This is a genomic window from Micromonospora sp. NPDC047753 (genome assembly GCF_040642735.1).
GTDB lineage: Bacteria > Actinomycetota > Actinomycetes > Mycobacteriales > Micromonosporaceae > Micromonospora.
The window spans coordinates 1-11098 of record NZ_JBEYSL010000203.1 but is presented as its reverse complement, the minus strand read 5'-3'; the positions used below and the strand labels follow the sequence as shown (position 1 = coordinate 11098).

7 protein-coding genes and 1 pseudogene are annotated in these 11098 nt (G+C 72.3%); 2 read left to right on the top strand and 6 right to left on the bottom strand.

All coding sequences use genetic code 11. The features are described from left to right. Positions 1-566 (top strand): annotated as a pseudogene (locus ABZ749_RS18350) (GNAT family N-acetyltransferase); the annotation flags it as partial. A 91-nt stretch (positions 567-657) separates the two neighbouring features. Then, positions 658-3936: a lamin tail domain-containing protein gene (locus tag ABZ749_RS18345; protein ID WP_357229220.1), complete on the top strand. Its 3279-nt coding sequence runs from the start codon at positions 658-660 to the stop codon at positions 3934-3936. Positions 3937-4004: 68 nt separating this feature from the next. On the opposite strand, the gene ABZ749_RS18340 is transcribed toward ABZ749_RS18345, so the two are convergent. The 6 genes from ABZ749_RS18340 to ABZ749_RS18315 all read right to left on the bottom strand — a co-directional run bounded on the left by ABZ749_RS18340 (position 4005) and on the right by ABZ749_RS18315 (position 10629). Then, a complete protein-coding gene (locus tag ABZ749_RS18340) occupies positions 4005-4493 on the bottom strand; it encodes a helix-turn-helix transcriptional regulator (RefSeq protein WP_357229216.1) in 489 nt (162 codons plus the stop codon). A gap of 425 nt (positions 4494-4918) precedes the next feature. Next, complete coding sequence (gene hemB, locus ABZ749_RS18335; protein WP_357229213.1) at positions 4919-5902, bottom strand: porphobilinogen synthase; 984 nt, start codon at positions 5900-5902, stop codon at positions 4919-4921. 20 nt (positions 5903-5922) lie between these two features. Beyond that, complete coding sequence (locus tag ABZ749_RS18330; protein ID WP_355005750.1) at positions 5923-7503, bottom strand: uroporphyrinogen-III synthase; 1581 nt, start codon at positions 7501-7503, stop codon at positions 5923-5925. Further along, the gene (gene hemC, locus ABZ749_RS18325; protein WP_357229210.1) at positions 7500-8468 is read right to left on the bottom strand and encodes a hydroxymethylbilane synthase; all 969 of its coding nucleotides are present in this window, start codon (positions 8466-8468) and stop codon (positions 7500-7502) included. The genes ABZ749_RS18330 and hemC overlap by 4 nt, the downstream gene beginning before the upstream one ends. Continuing rightward, entirely contained in the window at positions 8465-9862 is a 1398-nt protein-coding gene (locus ABZ749_RS18320; RefSeq protein WP_355005752.1) for a glutamyl-tRNA reductase, read from the bottom strand. Before ABZ749_RS18320 ends, hemC begins: the two co-directional genes overlap by 4 nt. Next, positions 9859-10629: a redox-sensing transcriptional repressor Rex gene (locus ABZ749_RS18315; RefSeq protein WP_357229207.1), complete on the bottom strand. Its 771-nt coding sequence runs from the start codon at positions 10627-10629 to the stop codon at positions 9859-9861. The genes ABZ749_RS18320 and ABZ749_RS18315 overlap by 4 nt, the downstream gene beginning before the upstream one ends. Between the last annotated feature and the right edge of the window lie 469 nt (positions 10630-11098).

Here is an 11098-nt window from a genome sequence, read left to right as displayed (position 1 = left end):
ACCTGACGGCGGTGGACTGGGCCGAGCTGGCCGAGATGGCCACCGGCATCGGGGCGGGCTACCAGCTGGAGTTCTTCCCGGGCGGGCCGCCGGACGACCTGATCGAGGCGTACGCGCGGGCCAAGGCCGAGGTGCGCGACGTCGACGACGGTGAGCTGCGCCCCAGCTCCTACGACCCGGAGCGACTGCGGGACAGCCTCGACACGCTGCACCGACGGGGCATGAAGCCGTACATCGTGCTCGCCCGGCACGAGCAGAGCGGCGAGGTGGCCGGCCTGACCGAGGTGGTGGTGCCGGCGCAGCACCCGACCCGCGCCGACCAGTACGACACGATCGTCGCGCAGGACCACCGGGGCTATGGCATCGATCGGGCGATCAAGGCGCGGATGCTGCTGGAGTTGCGCTCCGCCGAGCCGGAGCTGATCGAGGTGCAGACCTGGAACGCGCAGGCCAACGAGGCGATGTTGAAGGTCAACGCTGAGCTGGGCTACCGCCCCGACCGGGACTGGTGCGAATACAGCGTCGACGTCGCTGAGCTGGTGCACCGCCTCGATCCACCGCGCTGAGAAATTCACGAAACTGTCCATTAGGGGATGGACGGTGGACAGTCGCGCACCTTAACGTGCGTTGACCCCATCCACCCATCGTGGAGGCCCTATGCGCCCGCGCCGCTCAATCGCCGCGCTCGCGACCGCCACCGCCGCCGTGACAGTCACGGCGCTCGGCGTCGCACCCACCGCGGCCAGCGCCGCGCCCACCGACCTGTTCATCTCGGAGTACGTCGAGGGTTCGTCGAACAACAAGGCGATCGAGCTGTTCAACGGCACGGGCGCCGCCGTCGACCTGGCGGCCGGTGGCTACCAGTTGCAGCTCTACTTCAACGGCTCCACCACGGCCACCACGATCGCCCTGACCGGCAGTGTGGCGGCCGGTGACGCGTTCGTGTTCGCCAGCGCCTCGGCCGGGGCCGCCATCCTCGCCCAGGCTGACCAGACCACCGGGGCGAGCCTCTTCAACGGTGACGACGCGATAGTGCTGCGCCGGGGCACCACAGTGCTCGACTCGATCGGCCAGGTGGGCGTCGACCCGGGCACCGAGTGGGGCGCCGGTGTCACCAGCACCGCTGACAACACCCTGCGCCGGCTGGCGAGCGTGGCCGCCGGTGACACCGACCCGTCGGACGCGTTCGACCCCGCCGCACAGTGGGCCGGCTTCCCCGTCGACACCTTCGACGGGCTGGGCGCGCACACCGTGGACGGCGGCGGCCCGGTCGACGTGCCCGCCACGCTGACCTGCGGCGGGCCGCTGGTCACCGCCGCCGGCACGGCCGCGAGCCGCGAGGCGACCGCCGCCGACCCCGACGACACGATCGTCGACCTGGCGGTGACCGCGGTCAGCCCGAGCCCGACCTCCGGCTCGATCACCCGTACCGCGTTCACCCCCGCCGACGGGGTGGGCGGCACCGCCCGCGCCACGGTCGGTGTGAGCGCCGACCTCGCCGCCGGGGCGTACACCGTCACAGTGACCACGACCGACGCGGGCGGTGGCACCGCGAGCTGCGCGCTGGCGGTGCAGGTGACCCGGGAGCTGACCGTCGGAGAGGTGCAGGGTCCGACCACCGACACCGAGTCCGGTCCGAGCGACCGGTCACCGCTCGCACCGGCGAGCGGCAACGGCACGAGCAGCGCCCTGTACGACGTACGCGGCGTGATCACCCAGTTGACCCTGGCCCGCACCTCGGCCGGAGCGGAGCAGCACGGCTTCTTCCTGCAGAGCCGCGTTGGTGACACCGACGGCGATCCGACCAGCTCCGACGGCATCTTCGTGTTCATGGGTACGTTCTCCTCGCTGATCGGCGGGTACGTGCCGACGGTCGGCGACGAGGTCGTGCTGCGGGCCCGGGTGTCGGAGTACTACAACTTCACCCAGCTCTCCGGCGCGTCGCTGGTCCGCCTGATCGGCGGTGGGCTGGTCGTGGACACCGCGGTCGCGGTGGCCGACGCGGTGCCGCCGGCTGTGCTGACCGACGCGCAGCGCTTCTGGGAGCGGCACGAGGGCTCCCGGATGCGGGTACGCGCGGGCAGCGGCGCGGCGAGCGGCCGGGACGTCTTCTCCTCCACCGCCGACGCGGAGCTGTGGGTGGTCGACCGCGACGACCCGCTGCTGGACCGCGCCGACCCGTACTCCCGGCGGGTCTTCCGTGACTCGCACCCGCTGGACAACGACCCGACCCGCCGATTCGACGACGGCAACGGCCAGCGGACGCTGCTGGGCAGCATGGGCGTGAAGGCCACCGCCGGGGACAGCGCCGCGCTGCTCCCGCCGGCGCACACCTTCGACACCTTGCGGGCGGACGCGGTGGGCGGGGTCTACTACTCGTTCGAGAAGTACGGCGTCCAGGTCGAGCGGGCGGAGTTCGCCGCCGGGGCCGACCCGTCGAGGAACAACCCGCCCAAGCCGGCCGACCGGTCGCAGGAGGTGGCCGTGGCCACCTACAACGTGGAGAACCTGTACGACTACCGCGACGACCCGTTCGACGGCTGCGACTTCGCCGGTAACGCCGGCTGCGTGGGGGTCTCCCCGCCGTTCGACTACGTCCCGGCCAGCGAGGCGGAATACCGCGAGCAACTGGCCGCCCTCGCCGATCAGATCGTCAAGGACCTGCACGCACCGGACCTGATCCTGGTGCAGGAGGCCGAGGACCAGGACATCTGCACGATCTCCGGGGCGGCGCTGAGCTGCGGCGACACCAACAACGCCGATGGCGCCCCGGACAGCATCCAGGAGCTGGCGCTCGCGGTGGCGGCGGCCGGTGGGCCCGCGTACGCCGCCGCCTATGACCGGACCGGCGCGGACGCTCGCGGTATCACCGCGGCCTTCCTTTACCGCACGGACCGGGTGTCGCTGGCGGCCGCGACGGCGGCGGACCCCCTGCTGGGGACGACACCGACCGTTCAGTACCGGGCTGCGGGGCTGCCGACCAACGCCGACGTGCAGAACCCGAAGGCCCTCAACGCGGTGCTGCCGGCGGACGTGGACACCTCGACCGGTCGGGACGGCAGCAACGTCTTCACCCGTGCTCCGCAGCTGGGCAAGTTCAGCGTGGCGGCGGCGCCCGGCTCGACCGAGCGGTTCACCCTGTACGCGCTCAGCAACCACTACTCCTCCGGCCCGGACAGCCGGGTCGGGCAGCGGCGTGAGCAGGCGCGTTACGGTGCGGCGATCGTCACCGCGATCGAGGCGGCCGACCCGGCCGCCCGGGTGGTCTACGGCGGGGACCTGAACGTCTTCCCCCGCCCGGACGATCCCATCGCGACCGGTGAGCAGCCCACGCCGTCGGACCAGCTCGCCCCGCTCTACGAGGCGGGCCTGCGCAACCTGTGGGACGACCTCGTCGCGGAAGCGCCGGCCTCGGCCTACTCGTACAGTTTCGAGGGGCAGGCGCAGACTCTCGACCACCTGTTCGTCAACGACGCGCTCCACAGCGACCTGGTGCAGGTGCGGGCGGCGCACATCAACGCCGACTGGCCGGCGGAGTTCGCCGGTGACGGGTCGCGAGGTTCCAGTGACCACGACCCGCAGGTGGCGCGATTCCGGTCCCGGGCGTCGTTGACAGTGGCCGACTCGGCGGTGGCCGAGGGCAACCAGGGCACCCGGCAGCTCACCTTCACCGCCACCGTGTCTCGGCCGCTGTCCCAGTCGGTGCTGCTCTGCGCCGCGACCGTCGGCGTCACGGCGCAGGTGGGCTCGGACTTCGACCCGTACGCCGGCTGCAAGGTGCTGGCCGCCGGGCAGACGTCGGTGGCGTTCCCGGTCTCGGTGCGCGGTGACCGCAAGCGGGAGGCGGACGAGAAATTGACGTTGCTGGTGGCCGGCGTGCCCGGCCTGCGGCTGGCTGATCCACTCGCGACCGGAACGATCACCAACGACGACTGATTCTGGAGTGGTCGCCGACGGCCCGCCGAACCCCGCCCGGGGGCGGCGGGCCGTCGTCCGTCCCGCGGTCAGTCGTACCGCCAGAGCTGTGGCGGTGGTGGATCGCCGCGGTGCTTGGCTACCCGCACCTCCCATTGGCTACGCCGACGCATCGCGTCACGGACCTCCCGGTTGCGGTAGAACGTCTCGGGCGGGCGGGCCAGCCCGTAGATGTCCGCCCACCACTCCCCCGGCTTCGGGTCGAGAATGGTGTCCAGGTGCGTCGGGTAGCGGCGCCCCGCACCGTCACGCGTGTCTTCCCAGTCCCGCATCGGCAGGAGCACCCGGCCGAGGTCGTCGACGACGGCCAGCCGACACCCGGCGACGTCGATGATCCGGCAGAGCAGCTCGATGCTCGGAACAGTCCGACCGCCCTCGATGCGACCGATGGTGGCGTGGTGCACCCCTGCCCGTCGGGCCAGCTCACGTTGGCTGAGGTCGGCGTGGCGACGGACCGCCCGGACGACGCCAACGATCGGCCATAGGGTGTCGGAGGGCTCGCTCGGTAGGTCGTCCATGCCTCCACCGTCCCGGCTCGCCCCGTTTCTCGCAGTCCCGTTCGGCTGGCCTGTGGACAACGGAAGGACCTGTGGACAACGGGACAACCGTCATCGTGGCGAGGGTGGCTTCCGCTCGGGCGACGAAGTCGTGGGCTTTGAGCAGCACGTCGTCCACGCGACGGAGCGGGGAGGCAATCCCTGACCTATCCCCTTTGCTCTGCACCCTGATATGCGCCACCCCGCCGGCCCCTCTGAAGCGCGCCAGCAAGACAGCCGGCGCATCCGCGGGTGCAGAGCAAAGGCAGTCGTGGAGACATCGGAGCCAGCGATCCGCACAGTGGGATGCGCCGCAGTCAGGAGCCGGTATCCGCCGCGGTCAGGAGCCCGAACCGGGCGCGCCACGATCGGCGCACGGCGGGAGAGGATGGCCGCGGACGAACCGCTCAGTAGCGCTGGCGGAGCAGGCCAGCAGCCTCGACGGCCCAGTAGGTGAGGATGACCTGCGCACCGGCCCGCTTGATCGAGGTGAGGGTCTCCAGCATGACCCGCTCGCGGTCGATCCAGCCGTTCGCGGCGGCCGCCTCGACCATCGCGTACTCGCCGGAGACCTGGTAGGCGGCGACCGGGACGTCCACCGCAGCCCGCACCGCCGACACCACGTCGAGGTAGGGCAGCGCCGGCTTGACCATCACCAGGTCGGCGCCCTCGGCCACGTCCAACGCGACCTCGCGCAGCGACTCACGCAGATTGGCCGGGTCCTGCTGGTAGCTGCGCCGGTCGCCCTCCAGCGCCGACTCCACCGCCTCCCGGAACGGGCCGTAGAAGGCGGAGGCGTACTTCACCGCGTACGCCAGCACGGAGACGTCCTGGTGCCCGGCGGCGTCGAGGGCTCGGCGTACCACGCCGACCTGGCCGTCCATCATCCCGGACGGCCCGACCATGCCGACCCCGGCGGCGGCCTGGGCCACCGCCATCTCGGCGTAGGCGGCCAGGGTCGAGTCGTTGTCGACCTCACCGTCGGGGGTGAGCAGCCCACAGTGCCCGTGCGAGGTGAACTCGTCGAGGCACAGGTCACTCATCACCACTGTGGCGTCGCCCACCTCGGCCACCACGTCGCGGATGGCGACGTTGAGGATGCCGTTCGGGTCGATGCCGCCGGAGCCGGTCGGGTCCCGCTGCTCCGGCACGCCGAAGAGCATGATCCCGCCGACACCGGCCTGGACCGCCTCGGCCGCGGCCTTGCGGAGCGAGTCCCGGGAGTGCTGGAGCACCCCCGGGAGCGACCCGATGGCGCGGGGCTCGGTCAGCCCCTCCTTGACGAACATCGGCACGACCAGCTCGGCCGGGTCGACCCGGGTCTCTGACACCAGCCGGCGGACCGCCGGGTTGCGGCGCAGCCGGCGGGGCCGGATCTCGGGGTACGACATGGCAGGCCCTCCTCGAACGACTACCGGAAGCGCAGAGCGGTCGGGCCCTGCACCTTCGAGCCACGGCGCTGCTTGGCCGGCATGGCGGCCAGCTTCTCCCGCAGTTCGACGGCGTAGGCGGCGAGCGCCTCCACCAGGTCGGGCACCGAGGCGTGCGGCGGCTGGACGTCGACGCGCAGGCCGAACTCCGTCGCGGTCTCCGCCGTCTTGGGCCCAATGACGGCAACAACGGTCCGGGCGTGCGGCTTCCCGGCGATGCCGACCAGGTTGCGCACGGTGGAGGACGAGGTGAAGAGCACCGCGTCGAACCCGCCCGACTTGATCGCGTCGCGGATCTCGGCGGGCGGCGGAGCGGCCCGCACCGTCCGGTACGCGGTCACGTCGTCGACCTCCCAGCCGCGCTCGGTGAGCCCGGCGGCGAGCGTCTCGGTGGCGATGTCGGCGCGCGGCAGCAGCACCCGGCCCACCGGGTCGAGGATCTCGTCGTGCGGCGAGAACTCGGCCAGCAGGCCCTCCGAGGACTGCTCCCCGGCGGGGATCAGTTCCGGCTGGATGCCGAACGCGCGGACCGAGTCCGCGGTGGCCTCACCGATGCAGGCGATCTTGACGCCGCCGAAGTGCCGGGCGTCGAGGCCGTGCTCGGCGAACTTCTCCCAAACCGCGCGGACCGCGTTCACCGACGTGAAGATCACCCAGGCGTACCGGCCGTCGACCAGGCCCTTGACCGCCCGCTCCATCTGCGCCGGGGTACGCGGCGGCTCGACCGCGATGGTCGGCACCTCGCACGGGATGGCCCCGTACGCGCGCAGCCGGGCGCTCATCGCGCCGGCCTGCTCCTTGGTCCGGGGTACGAGCACCTTCCAGCCGTACAGCGGGCGGTTCTCCCACCAGCTCAGCTTGTCGCGCTGCCCCACGCCGACACCGACGGTGAGCACCACGCGGCCGGTGAAGCCGAGCGCGGCGGCCACGAAGCTGTCCACTGTCGACGTGGTCGTGTACTGGGTCTCGCCGGTGCCGTCGCCGGTCACCCCGACGCCGGTGGTGCCGTCGACCCCGGCGGCGAGCAGCCCGTCCCGGACGGCAGCGAGGTCACCGGCGTCCACGGCGAGCGCGAGCGAACCCCGGCCGACGGCCGTGGCCAGCGCCTCGAAGTCCAGCACGCTGACGTCCTCGACGTCGGCGGCCGTACGCACACCCGGCAGCGGGACCCCGGCGTAGGTGGCCACGCCCTCGGCCTGGCCAACACCGGGCACCACCTCGAAGTGGGCGGCGGTGCGGGCCACCGCCTGCACCTCCTTGACCACCGAGTCGTGCCCGAACGGGTCGCCGGCGACCAGGTGCACCGCGTTCAGCCCGGAGCGGGCCGCGGAGATGAGCACCTTCGCCACGTCCCCCGGCGCGCCCTCGGCCGGGGTGAACTCGGCATCAGCGGAGGCCTCGGCGCGCACGACGGCGAGCAACGACTCCGGGACTCCCCGGTCGTAGATCACCTGGTCGGCGTCGACCAGGGCGTCGTGGGCCCGACGGGTCAGCAGGCCCGGGTCACCGGGGCCAGCCCCGACGAACGCGATACGGCCGACGGGCTTACGGGTGCGGGTCATTCTGTGCTCCCAAATTGCTGGGTCCCCGGGCCGGTGTGTCCTTCGTGGCCGAGGATCGAGTCGGCGCCGAGGTCGAGGAGTTCGGCGGCGAGTGCCTTACCGATCTCCGCCGCGTCGGCGGGCGTTCCGGTGCGGGACAGCCGGAGGTCACGAGTGCCGTCCGGGCTGATCACCGCCCCGCGCAGGTAGATCTCATCGCCGGTCTCGCCTTCGGCGAGTTCGGCATAGGCGGCGACGGGTGCGCTGCACCCGGCCTCCAGGGTTGCCAGAAACGCACGTTCTGCGGTGACCGCGGAACGCGACGGTGCGTGGTCGAGCACGGCGAGCAGCTCGACCAGGTCCCGGTCGTCGACCCGGCACTCCACGGCCAACGCGCCCTGAGCGGGAGCGGGCAGCATGAGCATCGGGTCCAGCGACTCGGTGATCACGTCGAGTCGGCCAAGTCGGGCCAGACCGGCCCGTGCCAGGACGACGGCGTCGAGATCGGCTTCGGGGCCGAGCACCCGCCCCAGGCGGGTGTCGACGTTGCCGCGGATCGGGGTGACCTCCAGTTGCAGGCCGAGGGCGTGCAACTGGGCGATCCGACGCAGCGCGCCGGTGCCCACAGTGGCCCCGGGCGGCAATTCGGCGAGCGTTCGGCCTTCGCGGGCCACCAACGCGTCGCGCGGGTCCTGCCGGGCCGGCACCGCCGCGATGTGCAGCCCACCGGCGGCGGCCGTGGGCAGGTCCTTGTACGAGTGCACCGCCAAGTCGATCGTCCCGGCGGTCAGCGCGTCGCGCAGTGCGGATACGAACACACCGACGCCCAGCCGGTGCACCGGCGCGTTGGAGCGGTCGCCCGCGGTGACCACCTCGACCAGTTCGACGGGGCGACCGGTGGCGACGGTCAACGCCTCGGCGACCTGGCCGGACTGGGCCATCGCCAGGGCGCTGCCCCGGGTGCCGAGGCGCAGTGGGGCGGTCATCGCGCACCTCCGCTGGGTGGGGTGGGCTCGGCGGCGTCGGCTCCGGACAACGGGTCGGTGCCGGGGAGCGCCATGCCGAGGTCGGGGGTCAGCACGTCCGGGACGGTGTCCACCGGCGAGGTCTGCGGCACCTCGAGGTCGAACAGCTCGCGCAGCAGTGCCGCGTACTGGTCGCCGCCGGGCTCCGCGGCCAACTGGCGAACCTTGACGGTGGGCTGGTGCAGCAGCCGCTGCACCACCCGGTGCACCGTGCGGGCCACCTCGGCCCGCAGGTCGTCGCCGAGGTCGGGGCGACGCTGGGCCAGTCGGCGCAGCTCGGCGGTGACCACGTCGTCGGCCCGGCCGCGCAGCGCGGCCACCGTGGGTGCCACGTCGGCACCGCGCAGCCAGGTGAGGAAGCCCTCCACCTCGCCGAGGACGATGCGTTCGACGGCTGCGGCGTCGGCAGCCGCCGGGCCGTCGGCGAGCAGCGCCGCCATCCGGTCGATGTCGATCACCTCGACACCGGGCAGCTCGGCGACGCCCTCCTCGACGTCGCGCGGAACGGCAAGGTCGAGCAGGACCAGCGGGCCCCGGGACCTGTCGCGTTCGGCCAGCGCCGCGGTGACCACCGACCGGGTGAGGACCGGTTCGGTGGACGCGGTGGCGGCCACTACGATGTCCACTGTGGAGAGGGTGTCGGCCAGCTCGGTCATCGGCGCGGCACTCGCCCCGTACGACTCGGCGAGCCGGACGGCCCGGTCGGCGCCGCGGTTGCTGACGGTGAGCGGCCCGGCACCGAGCCGGGATAGCGTGGCCACCCCGAGCGAACCCATCGCACCGGCGCCGACCACCAGGGCCGGGTGGCCGACGAGGTCGCCGTCGAGGTGCCCGGCGGCCAGCTCCAGGGCGGCGGTGACGACGCTCTGGCCGGCCCGGTCGATGCCGGTCTCGGCGTGGGCCCGCTTGCCGACCCGCAGCGCCTGCTGCATCAGCTCGTGCAGCAGCCGGCCGGCCGAGTCGGCGCCGGTGGCCCAGTGGTACGCGTCACGCAGCTGGCCGAGGATCTGCGCCTCGCCCACCACCATCGAGTCCAGACCGGTGGCGACCCGGAAGACGTGGTCCACGGCCGCTGTGTCGTAGTGCACGTACAGGTGGCTGGCGAGCGCGGTCGGCGAGCTGCCGGCCTGCTCGGCCAGCACGGCGCAGACGTCGCCGAGCCCACCGTGGAATCCGGACACGGCGGCGTAGACCTCCACCCGGTTGCAGGTGGAGACGATCACCGCCTCGGCCACGTACGGCTGGGCTACCAGGCGGTCCAGTGTGCGGGTCAGGTCGGCGGGGGGCACGGCCAGCTGCTCCAGCGTGGCGACCGGGGCGGTCCGGTAGGACGCGCCGACGACGAGCAGTTTCACGTGCCTATCGCCTCCTGGGTATCGGTGGCCGCGAACCCGCCCGGCAGGGCCGTGAGAGCGGACCCGCCGGTGGCGGGCAGCGCGGTCAGCGACGCCTTGCGGTGCTCGTGGAAGGACAGAATCTGCAGCTCGATGGCGAGGTCGACCTTGCGCACGTCGACCCCCTCCGGAACCGAGAGTACGCACGGCGCGAAGTTGAGGATGCTCGTCACGCCGACGGCGACCAGTTGGTCGGCGACCTGCTGGGCGGCGGCGGCCGGGGTGGCGATCACGCCGATCGCGAGGGATTCCTCCGCGGCGACCGTCGGCAGGTCGTCAACATGCCTGACCACCAGGCCGTTGATCTCCTCACCGACCCGTGAGCGATCGGCGTCGAGCAGTGCGGCGATCCGGAAGCCCCGGCTGGCGAAGCCGTCGTAGCCGGCCAGAGCGTGACCGAGATTACCCACGCCGACCAGGGCGACCGCCCGACGTTGGGTGAGCCCGAGCACATACTCGATCTGCTCGATCAGCAGCGCGACGTCGTAGCCGACGCCCCGGGTGCCGTACGAGCCGAGGTGGGAAAGGTCTTTGCGGAGCTTGGCGGAGTTGACCCCGGCGGCGGCGGAGAGACCCTCGCTGGAGACCGTCTCGTGCCCGGTGTCGGCGAGGTTGTGCAGCGCGCGCAGGTACTCCGGGAGCCGAGCGACGGTCGCCTCGGGCAGATCCGGGAGCGCCGGTACGGCACCGGCGCGGCCGGGCGCGCCTGGGTGACGGTGCTGACTCATGAGACTCCGTGCGGTGCGATCCTCGGCCAACTCCGCTGGTCGGCCGTTTGTGGACTCCCGCTGGCGACCGAGATTGCCGGCTGTGCTAGCAGGGCGCGTCGGAGTCACAGCGTAGGCGCTTGTGAAGACGTGCACAAATCGCGATCTTGTCGCTGCGTGGCGCGACCTCACCAGCCCCTCCATTCCACAAGATCGATTGAACGGCCTGGTCCGCTCACCGCCCGGGCGATTATTGCTCAATCCCGACTTCTCTGACCAATCCCGCGCCGGCCCCACCGCCACGCCCCGCGATCTTGCACTTACTGCTCTCGCTTCTCGCCCATTCAAGGGCAATTCACCAACACAAACTGCAAGATCGACGCCGTGCGGCGGGGTGGGGGTGGGGTCGCCAACCTCACCGACCCCCTGCTGTTCTACGGCGGGGGCGGCGGCACGCCCGGGGAGACCTTCACCCTGCGGGTGCCGGCAG